Source organism: Kribbella endophytica (genome assembly GCF_054781295.1).
The window spans coordinates 1543193-1564048 of record NZ_BAAGUR010000002.1; the positions used below are offsets into that span (position 1 = coordinate 1543193).

Below are 20856 nucleotides of genomic sequence, written 5' to 3' on the forward strand. Positions count from 1 at the left end.
AGTGGTTGTGACCGTTTCACCTGAAGCTTCGTTTCGTTTGCGGTACGGCGCTGAGGAGGTGCCGCCGGCTGCGTGGACCGAGGTGATCGCCCAGCAGTTGGCGCACCGGTCGGTACGGAGCTACCGGCCTGATCCGGTCTCCGACGAGACGCTGACGGCGCTGATCGCCGCCGCGCAGTCGGCGCCGACGTCGGGCAATCTCCAGCTGTGGAGCGTGGTCGCCGTACGGGATGACGATCGTCGCGCCCGGCTGGCGGAGCTGGCCGGAGAGCAGGACTTCATCAAGCAGGCGCCGTTGCTGCTCGTCTGGCTCGCGGACCTCGCTCGCGCGCGGCACGTGACCGAGCAGATCGGTCAGGCGTCGTCGGAGGGTGCGGACTTCGTCGAGGCAGCGCTGCTCGGGTTCGTGGACGTTGCTCTGGCGGCGCAGAACGCAGCGCTGGCCGCCGAGTCGCTCGGGCTCGGCACGGTGTTCGTCGGCGCGATTCGCAACCGGCCGCTGGAGGTCGCGGCGGAGCTGGAGCTGCCGGCGAACGTTTTCCCCGTCTTCGGGCTGACTGTTGGACATCCCGACCGGTACGACGAGACGTCGGTGAAGCCGCGGCTGCCGCAGGAGGCGGTGCTGCACCACGAGCGGTACGCGCTGGAGCCCCAGGCGGCACACGTCGATGCCTACGAGGAGCTGCTGAACCGGTACTACGTGGCCGCGGGGATGCCTCAGGGGTGGGTGAGCCGGGTGGCGGCCCGCTTCGGCAGCGTGGCCGGTCTGAAGGGTCGCGAACACCTGCGCGAGGCGCTCCGGGTGAAGGGCTTCCAGCTCCGATGAGAGCGCTCGCGTGACGGACTGGACCACTCATCCGTTGTCAGGTCATGAAGACTCACGGGGACAGTGTTGAGGAGGTTCGGCCGGACACGGTCGATCCCGGGTTGGCGGCCGCGACGCTGAGCGTCTACGCACATCGCCACGAGGTGGTCCATCTGTTGTACTCGGCAACCGACGAGCCGGACGCGTTGCGCCGGGTGGCCGAGATCCTGCACCTGGAGGAGTCGACCGTGGCCCGGGTGCTCGACCAGCCGCTGCGCTGGATGGCGGCCCCGGCCCGGGAGGCATTGGAGGCGGCTGCCGCGCGCGGGGTCTCGATGATCCCCGAGACGGCGGAGCTGGCCACGACAGCCGCCGGCGCCGAGCAGCCCTAGGGCCCGATCACGGCCCGCGGGGCCTGACCTCGCCCACCGGGCCCAACCTCTCCCACCGGGCCCGACGCCGGCCTCCCGACCACCACTTTGAGCACCATCCAGCCACATTTCCGGTCTCCGGGCGGCTGGATGGTGCTCAAGGTGGGTTTCGGCGTGCTCGGTGGATGTGGCCTGTCCGCTCAGACCAGTGGTGGAGGGGTGAAGCCGCCCAGTTGCTCTGCCATGAGTTGGGCGAAGTGGATGGGCGTGCGGTCCTCGTACAGGGGGCCGATGAGTTGTACACCGACCGGTAGGCCGGCTGGGGTGAGGCCGATCGGGGCGACGGTCGCGGGGAGGCCCGTGGTGCTCGCGAGGCCGGACCAGACGAGTTGGTCGGCGTAGTTGCGGGCGACGCCGTCGATGGAGAGTTTGCGCGACCACTGATCTGGGTTGTGGTCGTGGGGGAAGGCCGTGGTCGGTGAGGCGGGGGCTATGACGACGTCGTACTGGCGGAAGAGGTCGGTCCACTGGGCGACGTGCCGGGCGCGGAGGGCGTCGGCGGCGATCCAGTCGCGGTAGGAGAGGACCGCGCCGCGGGCTCGTTCGGCGGCCAGGCTGTGGTCGTCGGCATCGATGCCTGCGGCAACCGATCGGGCCTGTTCGTAGGCGGCGGCCGGGTAGCCGGCGGCCATTGAGGCGAGCAGGAGCCTCATATAGAGCCTGGCCGACTCGGTCAGGTCAGGGAGCAGGGGGCTGTGGCGATCGACCTTCGCGCCTGCCGCCGCGAGGTCGACGGCGGCGTGGTCGATCGCCGTACGGACGTCCGAGGCCGTCGGGATCAGCGGGTGGGTGTCGAGGACGAGGACGCGATAGTCGGTCAGGGTGTCGTGCCGCGGCGGGCGAAGGTCGAGGCGGTGCGCGAGACCGAGGCCGGTCTCGTCGGGCTCGGCGAGGAGATCGAGCAGGAGCATGAGGTCCTCGGCGCTGCGGGCCATTGGACCGATGACGGTCAGGTCGCGGCGGTAGGTGAGCGGGGCCGCCGGGGGAGCGATGTGGCCGCGGGACGGCAGCAGGTCGTACGACGGCTTGTGGGCGTAGACGCCGGTGAAGGCAGCTGGGACGCGCAGCGAGCCGGCGATGTCCGAGCCGATCGAGAGGGCGCCGAAGCCGGCGGCCAGGGCGGCGGCCGATCCGCCGCTCGACCCGCCCGGCGTCCTGGTCAGGTCCCAGGGGTTGTTCGTTGTCCCGTGCAACGGGTTGGAGGTCTGCAGGTCGCCGAGCGCGACCGGGACGTTGGTCTTGCCGAGGATCACCGCTCCGGCCGAGCGCAGACGTGCGACAGCGAGTGCGTCGTCTTGAGCGACGAAGTCCTTGTACGGCGGCAGGCCCCACGTCGTCGGCAGCCCGGCGACGTTGAACGACTCCTTGACCGTGGCCGGGATGCCGAGCAGCGGCCGGTCGTCGCCCTGGGCACGCGCGGCGTCGGCGGCGCGGGCCGCGGTCAGGGCCCGGTCGAAGTCCCGGACCGGGACGGCGTTGATCGCCGGGTCCAGGCGCTCGATCCGCGCGATCGCGGCCTCGGCGACCTCGACCGCCGACGTACGGCCGCCGCGAAGTTCGGCGACGAGCGCGGTCGCGGACATTTGCCCGGCGCGAAGTTCCACGGCGAGCTCGGTCGCCGACATCCGGCCGGCGCGACGCTCCTCGGCGGGCTCGGTCGCCGGGAGCTGACTTGATGTGTCCATAGCTAGGAGGTTACGCTCTGACTATTAGTCGGTAAAGTCAGCCAGGAGGAGTGTCTTCGTGTCGCAGCAGGCCGTGATGCAGCGTCGGGTGCTGCCACCGGGGGTCGCCTTTGCCGGTGCCGCTCTCGCGTTCGCCGCGCTGTATCTGGCGGCGGGCGCTCCGACGCCGCTGCTGGTCCTCTACGAGAAGCAGTGGGGGTTCTCGCCGGACGTGCTGACCATCGCCTTCGCGGTCTACTCGCTCGCGTTGCTGGCTGCGCTGCTCACGACCGGCTCACTGTCGGACCACATCGGCCGCCGGCCCGTGCTGATCGGCGCGGTGCTGGTCGAGCTCGCGGCGATGGTGATGTTCCTGGTCGCACCGGACATCGGCTGGGTGATCGCCGCCCGCGTCGTCCAGGGACTCGCGACCGGCGCTGCGACCAGCGCGTTCACGGCCTCGATCGTCGAGCTGGCGCCCGCCCGGCACAAGCGGCTCGGCACGGTGATCGGGTCGGTCGCGCCCACCGGTGGCCTCGGTCTCGGCGCGTTGCTGACCGGCGCGGCGATCCAGTTCAGCACCGCCGCGAACACGATCGTGTTCACCGCGCTCTCGATCATCATGGTGCTCGGTACGGCGGTCGTCGCGTTCTCCGGCGAGACCGTCAGCAGGGCGCCCGGTGCGCTCCGGTCGCTGGCTCCGCAGGTCGCCGTACCGGCGGCGGCCCGGCGCGAGTTCGCGGCCGCCGTACCGGTGCATGTGGCGGCGTGGATGCTGGCCGGGCTGTTCATGGGCCTGGCGCCGACGATCATCCGGAACATCTTCAGGATCGACAGCGGACTGATCAACGGGCTCAGCGGGTTCGTCGCGCCGGCGACGGCCGCGGTGGTCGGCGTGGTGATGGCTCGCTTCGCGGCCCGGCGTACGACGTTGCTGGGTGGGATGGCGACGCTGGTCGGTGGCGTGGTGATCACGGCGGGAGTCGCGGGCGGGAGCCTGACCACGATGCTGATCGGTGAGCTGATCGCAGGCTTCGGGTTCGGGGCGTCGTTCTCGGGCGCGCTGCGGATCATCGTGCCGCTGGCCGAGCCGCACCAGCGGGCCGGGCTGATCGCGGCGATCTACGTGATCGCGTACCTGGCGTTCGGGGTGCCGTCGATCATCGCGGGTCAGCTGGCGGCGCCGTACGGGCTGCAGCACACGGTGATCGGGTACGGCGCGACGATCGTTGTCGTGGCGGCGCTAGGCCTGGCTGCTCAGCGACGGGCCGCGCGGAGCTAGCGCGCTCAACGCGAGCAGGGCGGTGTCGTCCGCGAGCGGCTCTCCGAAGCTGGTGAGGAGTTCGGAGAGGGCGGTCACCAGTTCACCGGCGGGCGCACCGGCGTACTGGAGGGCGAGCGTTCGCAGGGCGTGCTCGCCGTAGAAGTCGCCGCCGACGCGGGCTTCGGTGAGACCGTCGGTGTAGAGCAGGAGCGTGTCGCCGGGCTGCAGACGCAGACGGGTCGGCGGGAACTCACCGGTCGGGAGGATGCCGATCAGCGTGCCGTCCGCGCTCGGGAGGAAGCCGGCCGTGCCGTCGGCGCAGATCAGGAGCGGCGGCGGGTGGCCACCGGAGGCGAACTCGACCTCGACCTGACCGGTCGCCGGATCGGGGATCAGGGTGCCGAAGATCGCCGTGCAGTAGCGCGGGTCGCCGGTCGCGTAGCGCTCGTTCAGTACGGCGTTGAGCGTGGCGAGCGCCGACCCGGGATCGTGCAGCGCGGCCGCGCGCAGGGTGTAGCGGGCGAGCGAGGTGACAGCGGCGGCCGCCGGGCCTTTGCCGCAGACGTCGCCGAGGAAGAAGCCCCAGCGTTCGCGGTCGACGGCGAACACGTCGTAGAAGTCGCCGCCGAGCTGGATGGCCGACGCGGTGTGGTAGTACGCCGCGGTCTCGACGCCCGGTACGTCGGGGAGCTGGGCGGGGAGCAAGGACTGTTGCAGGACCGCGAGCGCGTCCTGGAGTTGCGCGCGATCGGCTTCGGCCTGGAGTTGGGCGGCTTCGGCGACCTGGCGGCCGCGGAGCAGTTCCTCCTCGTACGCGCGGCGGATCTGCGCGTCGAAGACCGTCGTACGGATCAGGACCGGCTCGCCGGCGTCGTACTTGACCACGGACGAGATCAGGACCGGGAGCCGGCCGCCGTCGTCCTGCTTCAGCTCGAGCGCGACCCCGCTGATCTCGCCCTGCATCCGCAGCGACGGCGCCAGGTGGGTCTCGTGGAAGAGCTTGCCGCCGATCGTCAGCAGGTCGGCGAACCGCATCCGCCCGACCACGGCGTCCCGCCGAAGTCCGAGCCAGCCGAGCAGCGTCGCGTTGATCATCACGATCGTGCCGTCCATCGCCGTCGACACCTGACCGCTCGGCGCGGACTCGTAGACCTCCTCGGCGCTGTCGCCGAGCGTCACCTCAGGCCTGCGAGGAAGCCGGCGATCGCTCGATTGGTTGCCTCCGGCGCCGACAGGTGCGGGCAGTGGCCGGTCGCTTCGAGCGTGACGAGCGTCGAGCCGTCGATCGCGGCGTGCGTGTACGCACCGACCTCGCGGGGCGCGATCACGTCCTCGGTCGACTCCAGGATCAGCGTCGGCACCTTGACCGACGCCAGGTCGGCGCGCGAGTCCGACAGGAACGTCGTACGAGCGAAGACCCGGGCCATCGCGGGATCGGTCGCGCAGAAGCTGGTCGTCAGCTCCTCGCCGAGCGCCGGCCGGTCGGCGTTGCCCATGATCACCGGCGCCATCGCCGACGACCAGCCGAGGTAGTTGGACTCCAGCGAGGCCAGCAGTTCGTCGATGTCGTCGCGGCCGAACCCGCCGCGGTAGTCGCCGTCGTTCAGGTAGTGCGGCGAAGGCGCGACCATCACCAGCGCGCCGATCCGGTCGGGCGCCTTGCGGGCGGCGAGTACGCCGACCATCGCGCTGACCGAGTGGCCGACGAAGACCGCGTCGTGCAGGTCGAGCGCCGTACAGACCTCGACGACGTCGTCGGCGTAGCCCTCGAGGCTGGAGTAGCGCTGCTCGTCGAAGGCGGCCGGGTCGGACTGGCCGGCGCCGACGTAGTCGAACAACGCGATCCGGTAGTCGTCGGCCAGGGCCGGGACGGTCAGGCGCCACATGTTCTGGTCGCAGCCGAAGCCGTGGGCGAGCAGGACCGTGCGGCCGTCGGGGTTGCCGGTCGTGGTGACGTTGTTGCGGCGCAGGATGTCCACCCGGCCATCTTCGCAGCCTGGTCCGGATCTTGCGGCGACGGCTTACCGGCGATCTGTACGTCGCGGATGCTGCTGGTCGCGCACCGGACCCGGGCAGGGCTCCTCGCCGGCGGCGTCGGCGAGGTCGTAGGCCACGAGGGGGCAGCGCGTGCAGTAGAGCAGGCCGTCGTCCGGGTCCACCAGCAGGTCGTGGTTGCCGGTCGAGAACGGGACCGGGCAGGCCGTGTCCGCGATCTCCTGGCGGTCGACGAAGTGCATGTCGCAGCGGATGCAGACCGGCCCGGCGGAGAACCGGCCCTCCGAGGTGACCCGGTGCAGGTCGATCACCTGGTGACCGTTGATCTCGGCGTACGGATCCGTCACGGGCGTCGTCCTCCAGGCTGGTGAGCGCTCGCCCTCCTAGGTGCCCACAGCAAGGTTGGGTTATACATCCGGTCTATGACGGATCCGTCACGGGCCGGACGAACCAGCTCACTGGGGGAGTTTCCGGGTGTCGATCAGGTGCTGGGCGACGTCGCGGAGCTTGGTGTTGGTGTCCTGGGAGTACCGCTTGAGGATCTCGAACGCGCGCGACTCGTCCAGGTCGAAGCGCTCCATCAGGATCCCCATCGCCTGACCGACCAGCTTGCGGGCGTCGACCGCGGCCGTCATCGTCTCGCCGTCGCGAGCGGCGGCGACCGCGACCGACGCGTGCCGGGCCAGGATGTACGCGATCGCCTCGTCGTCCGCGCTGAACGCGTCGGGGTGACCGTTGTAGAGACTCAGTACGCCGATCAACTGGTCGGCGGCCAGCATCGGGACGTGCAGGACCGAGCCCACGCCGTACGACGTGAGCCGCGTGCTCCAGCCCGGCCAGCGTGTCTCGGCCGCGACGTCGGCGACGTACACGGTCGTGCCGCTGGTGAGCGCGGCGAGCAGCGGGCCGTCGCCGGCGTCGATCTGCTCCTGGTAGATCCGCGCCACCAGCGCGTCGGTGACCGCGCCGATCTCCCAGCCGGTTCGGCTGGTCAGCATCACCCCGGCGTACGTGCAGGCCTCCGCCTGCAGGGCGAACTGGACGACGGCGTCCACGGTCTCGTCCACGCCCTCCGCGTCGTGCAGTTCCACGGCGAGTTGCGCGAAAACGGTGGCCAGCATCGGCTCGGGACCGTCGTGGTCCAGAGCGTCCTGCAGGACCTGCTTCTCGACCGCCGGGGCCGAGGCGTGCTCAGTCATGCCCATATGATGCACGGCCCCCTCCTCGCCCCGGCCATAGCTCCCGGATGATGCTCCCGAGTCGTTATCCATCGGTCGTTCGCTGTTTGCGGCGGTCCGCCGTGGGTCACCGGGCGTCGTACCAGGTTTGCCGAAGGAGAGGACCGGTTCGATGGGTGACTACGAGGCGACGACGGTGGTGGACGTCGCGCCGAACGTGCTGTTCGACTACCTGTCCGACGTCGAGCGGCTGCCGGAGTACCTGCCGCAGATGACCGAGGCGCACCGCCTGGACGAACCGTCGGCGAAGTCGCAGGGCGCCGAGGCTCGGCAGCCCGGCGAGGCCGTCCACGAGCGGGTCGAGGTGGCCGCGGTGGTGGATGACGAGCGGGAGGTCCGGAGCGAGGCCGAGATCGACATCGTCGAGGAGGGCCGGAAGATTCGCTGGTCGGCGCCGGGCCCGCACGACTACCACGGGGAGCTGGAGGTCGACTTCGTCGCTGATGGCACCGCTCAGCTGACGGTCCGCCTGCACACCGAACACGCGGAGGGGCCGTCCATCGAGGAGGGCTTGGAGCGGACCTTGGCCGGAATCAAGGCGACTGTCGAGCGGCCGGACAAACAACCCCGGGAGTAGGTGGCTCAGACGCTCGGACCAACGCCGCTGGATCGTAGGTCGGCTTCCCGCGAGGAACCAGCGCCGCGGGTAGCCTCCGGGCGTGGAGAAGCTGCAGAGGGTGCTGGATTCGCTGGTTTCGGGTGGGGCGACGGGGGTGCTGCTGGACTGCCGGTCGCCTGCGGGGCGGTGGGTCGGCGGTAGTGGGGTGGCCGAGCGGGCGAGTGGGGACGCGGTTGATCCGGCCGGGTGGTTTCGGGCGGGGAGTGTTACCAAGACGTTCACGGCGGTGGTGGTGCTGCAGTTGGTGGGGGAAGGGCGGCTGCGGCTGGACGAGGCGGTGACGGAGTGGCTGCCGGGGGTGCCGGGGGACGTGACGTTGCGGCAGTTGCTGAATCACACGAGTGGGCTGCACAACTACACCGACGACCTGCCGGATGCGGCGGGGATCTACCGGGACCGGTTCGAGCACTGGGATCCGGCGAAGACGCTGGCGGGGGCGGTGGCCAAGCCTCGGGGGTCGGGGGAGTGGGCCTACTCCAACACCAACTACGTCGCGCTGGGGCTGCTGATCGAGGCGGTGACCGGGCGTTCGTACGAGGACGAGGTGCGGGCGCGGATCCTGGAGCCGGTGGGGTTGACCCGGACGCGGATGCCAGGGGATGACGTGGACCTGCCGGATCCGCAACTGCACGCGTACCTGGAGGTCGAGGGGGAGCTGGTCGACCTCGCGCGGGTGAACGTCTCGCAGGCCTGGGCGGCCGGGCAACTGGTGTCGACGGCGGCGGATCTGAATCGGTTCTACGCGGCGGTGCTGGATGGGTCGTTGCTCGGCGAGGCCGAGTTGGCGGCGATGCTGACCGGCGTACCGAACGGCGACGGCACGGCGTACGGGCTGGGAATCGCGCAGGAGACGCTGCCGGACGGGCGCGTGCTGTGGGGGCACACGGGTGGGATCTTCGGGTACCTGACCCTCAGCTACCACTCGCTCGACCTGTCGCATCAGGTGACGCTGGCGCTGGCCGGAGGTGGCGGGAGCGAGCCGGAGACGAGCGCTGTGCTGGCGGACCTGCTGGGGAGCTAGTTGCAGGAACCTGCAACGGGTTTGCCGGTTCTCGCCGGGCCGACAACGGTGTGCGGACCAGGCCCCGCCGGGGCCCGCCCACTGGAGGTTCCTGATGCTCAAGATCAAGCGCGGCGCTGCCGCCGTACTGACTGTTCCGTTGCTGGCCGGCGGGTTCGTTGTCGTCAGCACGCAGACCGCCGAGGCCGCGTGCAACCGGCCGGCCACGCAGAACCTCAGCCCCGCCGCGGGGCGAGTGAAGTCCTCGTCGCCGCTGCGCGTCGGCCCGTCCGAAGGCTGCGGAGTGGTCCGCACGATCGGGACCGGGACCGACCTGTTCTACCACTGCTGGGTCGAGAACTCGGCAGGCCACAAGTGGACCTACGTCCGCGTCGCGAACACGAACGTCGAGGGCTGGATGTACAACGGCAACCTCAACGACGGAGGCAGCGTCCACCCGGACAACCGCTGCCGCGCCTGACCTGAGCGGGCGGCGCCTCAGACACGGGGAGAGGCGCCGCTCCCGCGCAGCGCGGGTCGACTTCGTCTTGACATTGAGGGCTCAACTAGTCTGGTGGGAAGCGGCGACCAGGGAGTTGAGGACATGGCGATCTTCAGGCTGAATCATGCGGTGCTGTACGTCGGGGATCTGGCGGCGAGTGTCGCGTTCTACCGCGACGTGCTCGGCTTCGGGTACACCGAGGTCGGGGACAGCTTCAAGGGTGGGGCGTTCCTGCGGGCGCCGGGGTCGACGAACGACCACGACCTCGGGCTGTTCGAGCTCGGTGCGCAGGCGGGACCGTCGCAGGCGGGGCGGTCGACGGTTGGGCTGTACCACCTGGCGTGGGAGGTGGACACGCTCGGCGATCTGGTCGATCTGGAGGAGACGCTGGCTGCCGCGGGGGCGCTGGTGGGGAAGTCGGATCATGGGACGACGAAGTCGTTGTACGGCAAGGATCCGAACGGGCTGGAGTTCGAGATCGTCTGGATCATTCCGGCGGAGCTGTTGACTGATGCCGATCGCAACAAGGCTGGTGTCGCGCCGCTGGACTTGGCTGCTGAGGTGGAGAAGTACGGGCGTGAGGCGTTGAGTGGGGTGGGGATTTCTCGGCCCTGACGGGGGCTGGTATTTGTTCGTCGGAGGGCGTCGGAGGGCGTCGGAGGGCGTCGGAGGGTGTCGGAGGTTGGGGCGGGACGGCGGGGCTGGGTTCTAGCCTTCGAGGATCGTCAGGTCGCGTTCGGCGTACTGGCGGTGTTCCCACTCCTCGATGAGGACGATCTGGAGGCATTCCTGCAGCGGGAGGTCCTCGATGATCGGCCAGCCGGGCGCGGTCTGGGAGACGGTCGACGCCAGCTGCTCGTCGGTGAGTGACGCGATCACCTTGCGGACCATCGCCTGTCGCTCGGCCCTGAGTGCGAGCACCTCGTCGAACGGCGGCCGGGCCTCGCGGTCCCACGGGATGCCGGGCCAGCCGGGCGCCTCGTCCCAGGGGAGATCGAGCGGGTGCCACGGCGACGGATCGCCGAGGATCATCCGCCCGACCCACGCGTCGCTCGCGAAGCACAGGTGACGCAGCGTCTGGACGAACGACCATTCCTCGCCGACGTTGCGGTGCAGGTCGTCCTCGGAGAACGTCTTCGCGCGCTCGACCGTCCCGGCCCACAGCCGCTCGAGGATCTCCCACGCCTCGCGGTACTCGTCGGCACTGGACGGACGCATCTTCGCGCGCTCCGGCGTACGGCGGTTGAGCTCGGCGTCGATCAGCGGCGCGATGTCGACGCCGTTCACGACGACGTTCTGCACCTCGCCGTGGATCTCCAGGTCGCACAGCTCCACGCCGTACAGCTTGGTCCGGTACAGGCTGCCGCCGCGAACCTGCAGGTCACTGAACGCCACTTTGCGCACCACGGTCTCGTTCATGCCGCTCACCTTAAAACCATTGCCGGACATTCCCCTTCCGCGAATCAGACCAGATGATGAGCGGATGGACCAGTACGAGGTGAACCGGGCGATCTGGGGCGCCGGAACGTGGGACGCGATCGCCACCCTGATCGCCTCCGTGGGACCCAGGCTGCTCGACGAGGTCCCGGTCGGACCAGGCGTCGACGTGCTCGACGTCGCGACCGGGTCGGGCAGCTCGATCGCGATCCCGGCGGCGCAGCGCGGCGCGAACGTCGTCGGCTGCGACCTGATCCCGCAGCACTTCGTCGCCGGCCGGCGACGCGCGGCCGAGGCGGGCGTCGAGCTGGAGTGGGTCGAGGGCGACGCCGAGAACCTGCCGTTCGAGGACGGCCGGTTCGACCGGGTCTTCTCGACGTTCGGGCACATGTTCGCGCCGGACCAGGCGAAGGCGGGCGCGGAGCTGATCCGGGTCTGCAAGCCCGGAGGCACGATCGCGCTGGCCACCTGGACGCCGACCGGGTACTCCGGGAGCTTGTTCGCGGTGGTCGCCCGGCATCTCCCGTTCGCGCCTTCCGGCCCGCCGCCGACCGCCTGGGGAGACCCCGACCAGGTCCGGGCGATGTTGCCCGGTGTCGACCTCACCTTCCACACCGACACGCTGGTCCTGGCCGCGCCGACCGTCGAGAGGTTCGCCGACCTGTACGCCGAGAACTTCGGCCCGCTGGTCCTCGCCCGCCAGGCCCTCGGCGACGCCTGGCCGGCCCTTCACGACGACCTCCTTGCCTACGACAAGGAGTGGAACACCGCCACCGACGGCACGCTGCGCATCCCCGCCGACTATCTGGTCTCGATCGGGAGGAAGCCCGCCGCAGGGTAGACCGCATACTGTGCACCAAGAGCTGACTCGGCGAAGGAGTGGTGGACGGTGGATCTCCAGCTGAAGGGCCTGCGGGCCCTGGTGACCGGCGGGACGAAGGGCATCGGGCGGGCGGTCGTCGAAGGGCTGGTCGCCGAGGGTGCGTCGGTCGCCTTCTGCGCGCGGACCGAGAGCGACGTGACCGCTGCCGTCGAGGAGCTGCAGGACGGCGGCGCGACGGTCACCGGTACGGCGCTGGACATCGGCGACGGGCCGGCCCTGATCCAGTGGGTCAACGACAGCGCGGCCGAGCTCGGCGGGATCGACATCGTGGTCGCCAACGTCAGTGCGCTCGCGATCGGCATCGAGGGCGAGGAGCCCTGGAAGCTGTCGTTCGAGGTCGACCTGATGGGGACCGTCCGGATGGTCGACGCGGCGATGCCGTTCCTCGGCCGGAGCCAGGCGCCGTCGATCGTCACCGTGTCGAGCGTGTCCGCGCGTGAGATCGATTTCGCGGCCGGTCCGTACGGCACGTTCAAGGCCGCGATCGTGCACTACACCCAGGGCCTGGCCTTCCAGTTGGCCGGCAAGGGGATTCGCGCCAACACTGTCTCGCCGGGCAACACGTACTTCCCGGGCGGCGTCTGGGAGTCGGTCGAGAGCGGCAACCCGCAACTGTTCGCCGACTCGCTCGCGCTCAACCCGACCGGCCGGATGGCCCGTCCCGACGAGATCGCGCGCGGCGTCGTCTTCCTCGCCAGCCCGGCCGCGAGCTTCGTGAGCGGCACCAACCTGGTCATCGACGGCGCCCTGACCCGCGGGGTGCAGTTCTAGCCCTGGGCAACGACTCCGCTGTTGTTGCTCGCGGCAATGAATTTCTGGTGCGACAGGCGGTCGAGCCAGTAGTCCATCAAGAGATCGCCCTGGCCACCCTGGTACGAGCTGCAGCGGATCCGCGGGATCGCCATCGGGTCGAAGCTCTTGCTGTACGGCGACGCGCACGGTCCGGCACCGACCAGCAGCACGCCCTCGTTCCTGTACGCCGTACCGCCGTGTCCTCCGGAAGCGAGGACGTGGCGGTCGCGCGGGTGGACGCCGAGCGGCAGCGCGAGTGTCCGCGGGGCCGCGGCTGGGACTGCGGTGGTGATCATCGCGGCGAGCCGGCCGATCTCGCTCTCGGCCTGGGCGGTGCTGAGGTGGTGGAGGTTGGGGTGGTCCCAGGTGTGGTTCCCGAGTTCGCAGCCGGCGTCGTACAGGTACTTGAGAGCGCGGGGGATCTCGCTGCCCTGCAGGCCGAACGGTGACTTGTTGAGGTAGAACGAGCCGACGGCGGGGAAGTCGGGGTAGCGCGTCTGAAAATCGAGCATGATGCCCAGGGCCGTGTCGGGGACGACGCGCCCGGCCTTGTCGAGGGCGAACTGGCCGGGCGTGCTGTCGTCGAAGGTGAGCACGACCGGGGTCTTGCCCTCCGGTACGGCGGACAGGTCGCGACGGACCAGGTCGATGGTGCGGATCGGGTGGTAGCCCTCGTGGTACAGGCGTTCGAGCTCGGCGCGGAAGAAGGCCGGCGTCATGTCGTACTCGCCGCTGACGTTCGGCGTGAGGCGGTGGTGCATGAGGACCGGGATCACGCCGAGCTCGCTGGGCGCGGGCGGGCGGCTGGTCACCGGCTTCGGCGCCTCGGGGGCTTTGGGGGTTGGCGTCGTCGGTGGATGGTCGGTGTCGACGACCGGCGCGGCGTCCGGGATCGTGGTGTCGTTGCACCCGGCAACGACGGCCGCGGCGGCGATGCCGAGGAACGCGCGGCGGGGGAGCGGTGCGCGGCGTACCGGCGTACTGTCGCTCATTCGTAGATCACCAGCTCGGGCCGCGGCTTCAGCGCGAGGACCTGCGCCGGTGTCATCAAGGGGCCGTGCCGGGTGTCCTCGACGTAGAAGAGCTTGAAGGCCGTGTGGACGCCCTTCGGCAGCTTGGTCACCAGCCCGCGGTACGTCGCTTCCTTCGCGCCGCGCGTGCCGATGCCGTCGACCGACTTGATCAGCGCGACACCGCGGTGCGGGCGCAGCGCGGCTTCGTTGGTGACGATCCTCGCGGTCAGTTGATGGAACACGAACAGCTTCTCCGGCAGCCGGTACTTGGTCGTCACCGCGGACAGGTAGGCGCCGATCTCGTTGAGCTCGGCACCCGACGTACGTCCGAAGACGCGGCCCGGGACCTGGCCGGGGCCGACCTGCCACTCGGGGTCGACAGCGAGGCCGACGTCCGGCTGGCGCAGCCACGGTTCTAGGCGGCGTACCTCGTCCAGCGGCTTGGCTTGGCCGGGCTGGACGTCGAGCATCAGCAGCATCTTGTGTTTCCGCGCGACGGCGAGATAGCGGTCGATCTGCTTCGGATCGATCCGGCTGCGGTACTTGCCGTCGCTGCCGGCGGCGCCCTGCGCGGTGACGACGATCAGCTCCATCACCGGGAGGATCGTGCGACCACCCCGGTACGACGTCGCGAGCTTCTCGAGCCGGCGGGCGCGTTCCTCGAGGTTGCTGTCCAGCGGTCCGAGCGCAGGGGCGCCCGGCGCGCCGACGAAGGCGACGAGTTGATGGGTCGGGAACAGACTCCGGCCGCCGCGGGGGAGCTGCGGCAAGGGCTTCGGCTTCGGTTTCGGCGGCTGCGCGGGAGCGGCCGGCGCGCTCGGGCTCGGTTTCTTGGCCGGCCGGTCGGACGCGCTGACATCGGCCTCCACATCGGCGCAACCGACGGCGAGCGAGAAGACGAGCAGTGAAGCCAGCAGAGGTCGAACAGCCACAGGTACACCCGATTCCCCAGAAGGTGATGAGGCACGTGGCTGTACCTACGTTTCACGCTAAGCGTGATCACGCCGTCGCACAACGTGACCACGCCGTGTCGGTGTGTCTTTCTACTGGCCGACGGTCAGGCCGTCGCGTTCGTCGTCCCAGGCCGCCGACGAGATGCGCCAGCCGGCCGTCGTACGGACGAACTGGATCGTCTTCATGCCGCGGCCGGTGAACGGTTCGCCGTCCTGGACGCCGGACTTGCCGTAGGCACCGAACCAGTGGGCGATGTCGCCGAACACCTCGGTGCGGCCGTCCTCGGCCCACTCGCGGAAGTCGGTCAGGCGGCCGCCGGTCAGCAGCTCCTGGCGGGGTGCGATGAAGTCGTCGACGCCGTACGCGACCGGTTCGGCGCCGCAGGTCTTGACGATGAGGGCCGTGGGCAGCAACAGAGCGCGCAAGCCGTCGAGCCGCTCGGCCACGCCGTCGCCTGACGTGAACGCGCTGAAGAACGCCTGCACCATCGCCTCGAGCTGTTCGGTATCGGTGTCCACTCGTCTGCTCCCTCTCGACCGGTCAAGGCGTCCGAGACTAGCTTCGACAGGAGCGTGAAAGGGAACGTGGTTACCGTCGAGGGATCTGCGAGAAGGAGCCGACAATGAGATCACTCATCGTGTTCTGTTCCGTCACCGTCGACGGGTTCATGGCCGGGCCGGACAACGACCTGCACTTCATGGTCGACGACGAGGAGCTGGAGAGCACGCTCAACGGGGAGCTGATGCAGGCCGCGGACACGATCGTGGTCGGGCGGAAGTCGTTCCCGGAGATGTCGTCGTACTGGACGAGCGCCGAGGGTGAGCTGGCGGACTGGATGAACGGGACGCCGAAGCACGTGCTGTCCAGCGACGACTCGTACGACGTGAGCGCGTGGGGCAGCGCGGTGCTCGCGGCCGGCGACGGGGTCGAGCAGGTCCGGAAGCTGAAGGGGAAGAAGGGCAAGAGCATCGTCGTGTTCGGGGGAGTCGAGACCGTGCGGGCGCTGGTCGTCGCGGGGATGGTCGACGAGTACTGGTTCAAGGTGCACCCGATGGTGGTCGGGCGGGGGCGCTCGATGTTCTTCGACGTGACCGACCGGACCGAGCTGAAGCTGCGCAGCGTGCGGTCGTTCCCGAGCGGGAGTCTGGGCGTCGTCTACACAGCGTGACGCGCGTCGATTGACAGTCGATAGGAAGGCAGTGATAGTCGAGCCGTGCAGATGATGGATCGGGTCGTGGTGCCGCTCAGGGTGTTTCTCGTGCTGCTGTTCGTGGGGCTGGTGTTCGCGCAGGTGGTGAGCCTGCCCGGGCAGTTCGGGCAGCTGAAGGGCGACGGCGCCGACCTGCGCTGGCCGCTGACCGTGTTCTCGATCCTGGAGGTGGTCTGCGTCCAGGTCGTGATCGTCTGCATCTGGCGGCTGCTGACGCTGGTGAAGGCCGACCGGATCTTCAGCGAGAAGGCGTTCGCCTGGGTCAACGTGATCCTCGTCGCGATGGTCGCCGGCTGGGTGTTGCTGCTCGGGATGACGATCTACCTGTCGCTGCGCGCCGACGACCCCGGCCTGCCGATCCTGCTGATCGGGCTCGTGCTCGCGGGCGGCGTCGTACTGCTGCTGATGGTCGTGATGCGCGCGCTGCTGCGCCAGGCGACCACGCTGCAGACCGACATGGAGGCGGTGATCTGATGCCGATCGTGGTCCGGATCGACGTCGAGCTCGCCAAACGCAAGATGGGCGTCGGCGAGTTCGCGGAGCTGGTCGGCCTGACTCCGGCGAACGTCGCCGTCCTCAAGAACGGCCGCGCCAAGGCGGTCCGCTTCAGCACCCTCGAGGCGATGTGCCGCGTCCTGGAATGCCAGCCCGGCGACCTGCTGGAGTGGGTCGAGGACTAGCTCACCCGTACGGCGAGGAAGTTCAGCGCCTCGACCCGCAGTACGACGACGTCGTCCTGGTTGAGCAGCTCAGCCAGCGTGCGCACCAGCCCGCGATCCGGCTTCGACCGGGACAGCCGGGCCTCGAGCACCGTCGTACGCAACCGCAGCTGGTCGCCTGGCCGGACCGGGACCAACCACCGCAGCTCGTCGACGCCGGGGCCGCCGAGGCTGGCGACGTGCGAGAGATAGTGCTTGGCGTACAGCCGCATCATCAGGCTCGCCGTGTGCCAGCCGCTCGCGATCAGCCCGTGGAACGGGCCGCCTCCGGATCGACGTGGAAGGACTGCGTTGGCCCGCCCGAAAAGTTTCTTGAGGACTGATGTCGATCTCGGGTTGGGTTGTCCGACGCAGGGGTGAGGATCGATTTCGACGAAAGGCTGGAGCATGTCTTTTCAGGCGTACCTGGACAAGATCGAGGAGAAGACCGGGATGACCCCGCGGGAGCTGCTGGAGGTCGCTCGGGCGAAGGGGATCGAGGGGCCGGAGACGAAGATCGGGCCGTTGGCGGAGTGGTTGAAGGACGAATACGGCGTGGGGCGGGGGCACGCGATGGCGTTCCTGCACGTGGTGAAGAACGGCACGACGATCAGCGACAAGCACGTGGGGACCACCGGCGTCCACCGCGACGCGAGCAACGAGCTCTGGCTGGACGGCAAGGCCACCAACCCCCTCGGCTGAGGGGGAGGGGGAGGGTGCTCGCCCGGAACGCCACGCTTCGCGGGCGTGCTGTGGTGGCGGCGCCCCCGGGTGGAGGGCGCCGCCGGGCGCCGTACAGCTCGGTCAGTTGCGGATTTCGTGGAAGCTGGTCATGTGGTTGACCATGGCGACCTCGGTGGGGAGGCGTTCCATGCTGCTGGCGCCGAGGAAGCCGACGATGCCTTCGACCTTCGCCAGGACGTGGCGGGCGTCGTCGGGGGTGGCGATCGGGCCGCCGTGGCAGATCACCATCGCGTCGGGGTTCACGGCGAAGATCGCGTCGCGCAGGCGGGTGACGAGTTCGACGGACTCGTCGAGGGTGAGGCTGCTCTGCGCGCCGATCATGCCGGACGTGGTCAGGCCCATGTGCGGGACCAGGATGTCGGCGCCGGCCTCGGTCATCGCGGTCGCCTCGGCCTCGTCGTGCACGTAGGCCAGCGTGATCAGGTCGCGTTCGCGGGCGGCGGCGACCATCGCGACCTCGGTGTAGAAGCCGAGCCCGGTCTCCTCCAGGTTCGCGCGGATGATGCCGTCGAACAGGCAGACCGTCGGGTAGTTCTGCACCCCGGCGAACCCGGCCTCCTGGACCTTGTCGAGGAACCGCGGGATGTCCCGGAACGGGTCCGACCCGCAGACCCCGGCCATCACCGGGAGCTGCTTGGTCAGCGGCAGCACCTCCGAGCCCATCTCCATCACGATCGCGTTCGCGTCGCCGTACGGCATCAGGCCGGCCATCGAGCTGCGGCCGGCCATCCGGTACCGGCCGGAGTTGTAGATCACGACGAAGTCGAGCCCGGCCTCCTCGGCGCACTTCGCGGACAGCCCGGTACCGGCGCCGCCGCCGATGATCGGGCGGCCCTCGGCGACCTTGCGGCGGAATCCGGCCAGCAGTTCGGCGCGGGACAGAGTGTTCATCTCGTCTCCTTCTCCAGCCAGGTGGCCAGCAGGTCCACCGCGGCGGCGGACACCGTGGGGTCGTTGATGTCGGTGTCGAAGTCGTGCACGACGATGTCCGGCCGCAGCGCGGCGCGGAGATTCGCGTAGAGGGCGTGGTCGGCGGCCGGGTCGTGGAACGGCGCACCGGGCACCGATAGCTGCGACAGCCCTTGGTGCGGGAAGAGCACGGCGACCGGCCCGGTGGACGGGTTGATCCTGGAAGCGATCCGCCGGCCCAGCTCCGCGCACTCGTCGGCGCTCGTGCGCATCAGTGTCACGGCTGGGTTGTGCGGGATCAGCTGCCGATCACGAAGGTGCGAGGGGACTCGTTCGGGCCCGTAGAAGTTGACCATGTCGAGCGCACCGACACTCACCACCTGCGGTACGCCGGCGCTCGCGGCCGCCGTCAAGCGCTGCGCGCCGGCCGAACACACTCCGCCGACCAGTTCGTCGGCCAGCTCGGTCGTCGTCAGATCGGCCACAGCCTGTACGCCGCCAGTGCGGACCAGCGACTCCAATGTCCGCCCGCCGACTCCCGTGCAGTGGAAGGTCACCGCCTCGATTCCACGCTCGTCCAGGCCACCGACGACCGCGCTCCCGCAGACCGTCGTCACGCCGAACATGCTCACGGCAACCAATGCGCCGTCCTCGGCCGACTGGCGCGGCGTCGCCGCCATCCCGACACAGGCCGCGGCCGCGTTCGCGAGGACCGGACGACTCAGGCGGTTGAGTCCGTTGATGTCGACGACCGGGTACATCAACGTCAGGTCGGCTTCGCGGACGTACGCCGTGGTGTCGCCGGCGGCGATCGTCGAGACCAGCACCTTGGGAAGCCCGAGCGGAAGCGCCGCGCTGACCTCGGCCATCACGTACGCCGCGTTGGAGCCGCCCACGGCAAGGACGGCGTCGACCTCACCCCGAGCAACCAGTTCGAGCACCACGACCGCAGCGCCCCGACCCATCACGGTCATTGCCGCGTTCCGATCGCCGACGCGGCGCAACTGGTCCAGCTCATCGCCTCCGGCGCGAGCGACCGTCTGCCGTGTGATGGTGAGGGAGCGGGCCCGGCCGACCGCCGCCTGGCCTGCGGCGGCCCGGCCGCTCGGCGCACCGCCTGGCGACCCGCCGGAGGTCGAGCCCGCGGCCGTCGCCTTGCCGAGGGCATCGAGCCCCGGCTCGCCCAGGACACCGACGTCGATCAGGACCGACGAAGCGCCCAGCTCGCTGATCCGGTCACGCAGGAACGCGTACTCGGACGCCTTCGTGTCGAGCGCGCCGATCAGCGCGATCGCAGGCATCAACTGACCCCGTAGTCCGGCACGAGCACCTCGGCCCCGCCCTGCAGCGCTGACTGATGGGCGCAGATCCCCGGCGCGGTCCAGGTCGCCGCGGTCCGCGCGTCGACCCGCGGCCGCCGCTCCTCGACGATGCTGGACACGAACTCGTGCACCAGATGCGGATGTGACCCGCCATGCCCGCCGGCGGTGAACGACCGCAACGACTCAGGCAGCAGCTCCGGCGCACCCTCAGGCCGTACGTCGCGCTCGTCGACCGCTCGTCCACGCCGCCCTGCCTCCAGCGGCCGCATCGCGAACTCCTTCATCGGCCCGCCCTCGAGCTGCGGCCATTCCAGCGCACCCTCGTCGCCGTACACGGAGAAGCCCTCGAGGTAACTCCGGCCGAGCTGGAAGAAGGACATCGTCACGTTGGCCACCAGGTCGCCGGAGAGCTGGAAGAGCGCGGCCTCCGTCCCGTAGCCAGGCCCCGCGACACCGATGCGATCCGGTGTCAGCGGGCTCGACCCGAGACAGCGCACCGACTCCACCCGCGAGCCGGCCAGCGCGAGTGCGGGCGAGAGCGCGTGCGTGACGTAGTGCATGGGCGGATACCCCAGCCAGTACGGCGGGAAGCCGTCGAGGTTCTGCAGATGCTCACCCCGGAAGTAGCTCAATCGCCCGAGCCGGCCCGCATCGAGCAGGGACCGCGCGTGGAAGTACTCGCGGGAGTACACCGCGGTCTCCATCATCATGTAATTGCGCCCGGCCCCTTCCTGGGCCGCGATCAGCAGGTCGAGATCCTCCAGAGTCGTTGCCATCGGCACCGCCGACGCGCAGTGCCGCCCCGACTTCAGCACCTGCTGCACCTGCCCGGCGTGCAGCGCGACCGGCGTCAGCAGGTGGACGGCGTCCCAGTCGGGCGCGGCCAGCGCCTCCTCGAGACTGTCGAACCGGTCCGCGATCCCGAGGCGGTCCGCGACAGCCGCCGTACGGGCCGGATCGCTGTCGACCACGGCGACGCGGCCGACCGACTCGTGGGCCTGGTAGATCGGGACGAAGTCGGCACCGAACCCGAGGCCGACCACGATCACGTCGATGCTCATCGGACCGGTACCTCCCGCTCCTCGCCGAACAGGAAGACCGCGCCGCCGGTGGCGAAGTTGTCCAGGTCGGCGTTCGCCTCCTGGCCGGCCTGCGACTCCAGGACCAGTTCCAGATCGGCGCGGCAGTCGGTGTAGAGCTCGGCCTGGTAGTGGTACGCCGGGGGAGTGCCGTCCGGCGCCGGGTCGAACCGGCAGATCGTCCAGCGCTGCAGGCCCACCATCCGCTGGGCGATCGGGATGTGCTTGTCGTCGTAGTACCGGTCGAACGCCCCGGCGTCGTCCGGGGTTCCGTAGAGCACGGTCACCTTGTACATG

General features: G+C 69.8%; 27 protein-coding genes. 13 read left to right on the plus strand and 14 right to left on the minus strand.

Annotated elements, in window-relative coordinates; all coding sequences use genetic code 11:
* Window positions 1–7 precede the first annotated feature (7 nt).
* Both ACYVIO_RS25670 and ACYVIO_RS25675 read left to right on the plus strand, forming a co-directional pair.
* Entirely contained in the window at window positions 8–826 is an 819-nt protein-coding gene (locus ACYVIO_RS25670) for an NADPH-dependent oxidoreductase (RefSeq protein WP_460653427.1), read from the plus strand.
* Between the two features lie 44 nt (window positions 827–870).
* Window positions 871–1197: a hypothetical protein gene (locus ACYVIO_RS25675; protein ID WP_460653428.1), complete on the plus strand. Its 327-nt coding sequence runs from the start codon at window positions 871–873 to the stop codon at window positions 1195–1197.
* A 179-nt stretch (window positions 1198–1376) separates the two neighbouring features.
* Here ACYVIO_RS25675 and ACYVIO_RS25680 read toward each other — a convergent pair whose 3' ends face one another.
* Window positions 1377–2921 carry an amidase gene (locus ACYVIO_RS25680; protein ID WP_460653429.1) on the minus strand — a complete coding sequence of 515 codons (1545 nt, stop codon included), beginning with the start codon at window positions 2919–2921 and terminating at the stop codon, window positions 1377–1379.
* A 58-nt stretch (window positions 2922–2979) separates the two neighbouring features.
* Between ACYVIO_RS25680 and ACYVIO_RS25685 the strand changes: the two genes are divergently transcribed.
* Entirely contained in the window at window positions 2980–4182 is a 1203-nt protein-coding gene (locus ACYVIO_RS25685) for an MFS transporter (RefSeq protein WP_460653430.1), read from the plus strand.
* On the opposite strand, the gene ACYVIO_RS25690 is transcribed toward ACYVIO_RS25685, so the two are convergent.
* The 4 genes from ACYVIO_RS25690 to ACYVIO_RS25705 form a co-directional block, all read right to left on the minus strand.
* A complete protein-coding gene (locus tag ACYVIO_RS25690; RefSeq protein WP_460653431.1) occupies window positions 4144–5343 on the minus strand; it encodes a PP2C family protein-serine/threonine phosphatase in 1200 nt (399 codons plus the stop codon). The genes ACYVIO_RS25685 and ACYVIO_RS25690 overlap by 39 nt on opposite strands.
* Window positions 5340–6143 carry an alpha/beta fold hydrolase gene (locus tag ACYVIO_RS25695; RefSeq protein WP_460653432.1) on the minus strand — a complete coding sequence of 268 codons (804 nt, stop codon included), beginning with the start codon at window positions 6141–6143 and terminating at the stop codon, window positions 5340–5342. The genes ACYVIO_RS25690 and ACYVIO_RS25695 overlap by 4 nt, the downstream gene beginning before the upstream one ends.
* 42 nt (window positions 6144–6185) lie before the next feature.
* Window positions 6186–6506: a hypothetical protein gene (locus ACYVIO_RS25700; protein ID WP_460653433.1), complete on the minus strand. Its 321-nt coding sequence runs from the start codon at window positions 6504–6506 to the stop codon at window positions 6186–6188.
* Window positions 6507–6614: 108 nt separating this feature from the next.
* Window positions 6615–7358 (minus strand): GAF and ANTAR domain-containing protein, encoded by a 744-nt coding sequence (locus tag ACYVIO_RS25705; RefSeq protein ID WP_460653434.1) that lies wholly within the window; start codon window positions 7356–7358, stop codon window positions 6615–6617.
* 151 nt (window positions 7359–7509) lie between these two features.
* Between ACYVIO_RS25705 and ACYVIO_RS25710 the strand changes: the two genes are divergently transcribed.
* The 4 genes from ACYVIO_RS25710 to ACYVIO_RS25725 all read left to right on the plus strand — a co-directional run bounded on the left by ACYVIO_RS25710 (window position 7510) and on the right by ACYVIO_RS25725 (window position 10133).
* Entirely contained in the window at window positions 7510–7974 is a 465-nt protein-coding gene (locus ACYVIO_RS25710) for an SRPBCC family protein (protein WP_460653435.1), read from the plus strand.
* Window positions 7975–8056: 82 nt separating this feature from the next.
* Entirely contained in the window at window positions 8057–9037 is a 981-nt protein-coding gene (locus tag ACYVIO_RS25715; protein WP_460653436.1) for a serine hydrolase domain-containing protein, read from the plus strand.
* Window positions 9038–9131: 94 nt separating this feature from the next.
* A complete protein-coding gene (locus ACYVIO_RS25720; RefSeq protein WP_460653437.1) occupies window positions 9132–9497 on the plus strand; it encodes a hypothetical protein in 366 nt (121 codons plus the stop codon).
* 123 nt (window positions 9498–9620) lie between these two features.
* Window positions 9621–10133, plus strand: a complete 513-nt coding sequence (locus tag ACYVIO_RS25725; protein ID WP_460653438.1) for a VOC family protein — start codon at window positions 9621–9623, stop codon at window positions 10131–10133.
* Window positions 10134–10226: 93 nt separating this feature from the next.
* On the opposite strand, the gene ACYVIO_RS25730 is transcribed toward ACYVIO_RS25725, so the two are convergent.
* Window positions 10227–10937, minus strand: coding sequence for a DinB family protein (locus ACYVIO_RS25730; RefSeq protein WP_460653439.1), 711 nt, complete (start codon window positions 10935–10937; stop codon window positions 10227–10229).
* Between the two features lie 64 nt (window positions 10938–11001).
* Between ACYVIO_RS25730 and ACYVIO_RS25735 the strand changes: the two genes are divergently transcribed.
* Window positions 11002–11796 carry a class I SAM-dependent methyltransferase gene (locus ACYVIO_RS25735; RefSeq protein WP_460653440.1) on the plus strand — a complete coding sequence of 265 codons (795 nt, stop codon included), beginning with the start codon at window positions 11002–11004 and terminating at the stop codon, window positions 11794–11796.
* 48 nt (window positions 11797–11844) lie between these two features.
* Window positions 11845–12609 carry an SDR family NAD(P)-dependent oxidoreductase gene (locus tag ACYVIO_RS25740; protein WP_460653441.1) on the plus strand — a complete coding sequence of 255 codons (765 nt, stop codon included), beginning with the start codon at window positions 11845–11847 and terminating at the stop codon, window positions 12607–12609.
* On the opposite strand, the gene ACYVIO_RS25745 is transcribed toward ACYVIO_RS25740, so the two are convergent.
* From ACYVIO_RS25745 to ACYVIO_RS25755, 3 genes are all read right to left on the minus strand, one after another.
* On the minus strand, window positions 12606–13622 hold the full coding sequence (locus ACYVIO_RS25745) for a polysaccharide deacetylase family protein (RefSeq protein ID WP_460653442.1): 1017 nt from the start codon (window positions 13620–13622) through the stop codon (window positions 12606–12608). The two genes, ACYVIO_RS25740 and ACYVIO_RS25745, sit on opposite strands and share 4 nt — an antisense overlap.
* Entirely contained in the window at window positions 13619–14575 is a 957-nt protein-coding gene (locus ACYVIO_RS25750; protein WP_460653443.1) for a hypothetical protein, read from the minus strand. Before ACYVIO_RS25750 ends, ACYVIO_RS25745 begins: the two co-directional genes overlap by 4 nt.
* 111 nt (window positions 14576–14686) lie before the next feature.
* A complete protein-coding gene (locus tag ACYVIO_RS25755) occupies window positions 14687–15115 on the minus strand; it encodes a nuclear transport factor 2 family protein (RefSeq protein ID WP_460653444.1) in 429 nt (142 codons plus the stop codon).
* Window positions 15116–15219: 104 nt separating this feature from the next.
* Between ACYVIO_RS25755 and ACYVIO_RS25760 the strand changes: the two genes are divergently transcribed.
* From ACYVIO_RS25760 to ACYVIO_RS25770, 3 genes are read left to right on the plus strand one after another with little or no spacing between them, the layout of a single operon-like run.
* Window positions 15220–15765 (plus strand): dihydrofolate reductase family protein, encoded by a 546-nt coding sequence (locus tag ACYVIO_RS25760; RefSeq protein ID WP_460653445.1) that lies wholly within the window; start codon window positions 15220–15222, stop codon window positions 15763–15765.
* A gap of 51 nt (window positions 15766–15816) precedes the next feature.
* Window positions 15817–16281 carry a DUF2975 domain-containing protein gene (locus tag ACYVIO_RS25765; RefSeq protein ID WP_460653569.1) on the plus strand — a complete coding sequence of 155 codons (465 nt, stop codon included), beginning with the start codon at window positions 15817–15819 and terminating at the stop codon, window positions 16279–16281.
* A complete protein-coding gene (locus tag ACYVIO_RS25770; protein WP_460653446.1) occupies window positions 16281–16487 on the plus strand; it encodes a helix-turn-helix domain-containing protein in 207 nt (68 codons plus the stop codon). Before ACYVIO_RS25765 ends, ACYVIO_RS25770 begins: the two co-directional genes overlap by 1 nt.
* Here ACYVIO_RS25770 and ACYVIO_RS25775 read toward each other — a convergent pair.
* Entirely contained in the window at window positions 16484–16915 is a 432-nt protein-coding gene (locus ACYVIO_RS25775; protein WP_460653447.1) for a MaoC/PaaZ C-terminal domain-containing protein, read from the minus strand. The two genes, ACYVIO_RS25770 and ACYVIO_RS25775, sit on opposite strands and share 4 nt — an antisense overlap.
* Here ACYVIO_RS25775 and ACYVIO_RS25780 point away from each other — a divergent pair.
* Window positions 16914–17207 carry a DUF4287 domain-containing protein gene (locus ACYVIO_RS25780; RefSeq protein WP_460653448.1) on the plus strand — a complete coding sequence of 98 codons (294 nt, stop codon included), beginning with the start codon at window positions 16914–16916 and terminating at the stop codon, window positions 17205–17207. The two genes, ACYVIO_RS25775 and ACYVIO_RS25780, sit on opposite strands and share 2 nt — an antisense overlap.
* A gap of 102 nt (window positions 17208–17309) precedes the next feature.
* Here ACYVIO_RS25780 and ACYVIO_RS25785 read toward each other — a convergent pair whose 3' ends face one another.
* Genes ACYVIO_RS25785 through ACYVIO_RS25800 form a run of 4 tightly spaced genes read right to left on the minus strand, consistent with a single transcriptional unit; the run spans window position 17310 to window position 20855 of the window.
* Complete coding sequence (locus ACYVIO_RS25785) at window positions 17310–18140, minus strand: phosphoenolpyruvate hydrolase family protein (RefSeq protein ID WP_460653449.1); 831 nt, start codon at window positions 18138–18140, stop codon at window positions 17310–17312.
* A complete protein-coding gene (locus tag ACYVIO_RS25790; protein ID WP_460653450.1) occupies window positions 18137–19459 on the minus strand; it encodes a Tm-1-like ATP-binding domain-containing protein in 1323 nt (440 codons plus the stop codon). Before ACYVIO_RS25790 ends, ACYVIO_RS25785 begins: the two co-directional genes overlap by 4 nt.
* Window positions 19459–20541, minus strand: a complete 1083-nt coding sequence (locus tag ACYVIO_RS25795; RefSeq protein ID WP_460653451.1) for a Gfo/Idh/MocA family protein — start codon at window positions 20539–20541, stop codon at window positions 19459–19461. The genes ACYVIO_RS25790 and ACYVIO_RS25795 overlap by 1 nt, the downstream gene beginning before the upstream one ends.
* Entirely contained in the window at window positions 20538–20855 is a 318-nt protein-coding gene (locus ACYVIO_RS25800) for an EthD family reductase (RefSeq protein ID WP_460653452.1), read from the minus strand. The genes ACYVIO_RS25795 and ACYVIO_RS25800 overlap by 4 nt, the downstream gene beginning before the upstream one ends.
* Window position 20856: the final 1 nt, after the last annotated feature.

Coding starts and splice junctions, on each gene's coding strand:
- ACYVIO_RS25675 (WP_460653428.1), top strand. CDS start 871: ATGAAGACTCACGGGGACAGTGTTGAGGAGGTTCGGCCGGACACGGTC.
- ACYVIO_RS25680 (WP_460653429.1), bottom strand. CDS start 2,921: ATGGACACATCAAGTCAGCTCCCGGCGACCGAGCCCGCCGAGGAGCGT.
- ACYVIO_RS25705 (WP_460653434.1), bottom strand. CDS start 7,358: ATGACTGAGCACGCCTCGGCCCCGGCGGTCGAGAAGCAGGTCCTGCAG.
- ACYVIO_RS25710 (WP_460653435.1), top strand. CDS start 7,510: ATGGGTGACTACGAGGCGACGACGGTGGTGGACGTCGCGCCGAACGTG.
- ACYVIO_RS25720 (WP_460653437.1), top strand. CDS start 9,132: ATGCTCAAGATCAAGCGCGGCGCTGCCGCCGTACTGACTGTTCCGTTG.
- ACYVIO_RS25725 (WP_460653438.1), top strand. CDS start 9,621: ATGGCGATCTTCAGGCTGAATCATGCGGTGCTGTACGTCGGGGATCTG.
- ACYVIO_RS25730 (WP_460653439.1), bottom strand. CDS start 10,937: ATGAACGAGACCGTGGTGCGCAAAGTGGCGTTCAGTGACCTGCAGGTT.
- ACYVIO_RS25735 (WP_460653440.1), top strand. CDS start 11,002: ATGGACCAGTACGAGGTGAACCGGGCGATCTGGGGCGCCGGAACGTGG.
- ACYVIO_RS25745 (WP_460653442.1), bottom strand. CDS start 13,622: ATGAGCGACAGTACGCCGGTACGCCGCGCACCGCTCCCCCGCCGCGCG.
- ACYVIO_RS25760 (WP_460653445.1), top strand. CDS start 15,220: ATGAGATCACTCATCGTGTTCTGTTCCGTCACCGTCGACGGGTTCATG.
- ACYVIO_RS25765 (WP_460653569.1), top strand. CDS start 15,817: ATGATGGATCGGGTCGTGGTGCCGCTCAGGGTGTTTCTCGTGCTGCTG.
- ACYVIO_RS25770 (WP_460653446.1), top strand. CDS start 16,281: ATGCCGATCGTGGTCCGGATCGACGTCGAGCTCGCCAAACGCAAGATG.
- ACYVIO_RS25780 (WP_460653448.1), top strand. CDS start 16,914: ATGTCTTTTCAGGCGTACCTGGACAAGATCGAGGAGAAGACCGGGATG.
- ACYVIO_RS25775 (WP_460653447.1), bottom strand. CDS start 16,915: ATGCTCCAGCCTTTCGTCGAAATCGATCCTCACCCCTGCGTCGGACAA.
- ACYVIO_RS25785 (WP_460653449.1), bottom strand. CDS start 18,140: ATGAACACTCTGTCCCGCGCCGAACTGCTGGCCGGATTCCGCCGCAAG.
- ACYVIO_RS25790 (WP_460653450.1), bottom strand. CDS start 19,459: ATGCCTGCGATCGCGCTGATCGGCGCGCTCGACACGAAGGCGTCCGAG.
- ACYVIO_RS25795 (WP_460653451.1), bottom strand. CDS start 20,541: ATGAGCATCGACGTGATCGTGGTCGGCCTCGGGTTCGGTGCCGACTTC.
- ACYVIO_RS25800 (WP_460653452.1), bottom strand. CDS start 20,855: ATGTACAAGGTGACCGTGCTCTACGGAACCCCGGACGACGCCGGGGCG.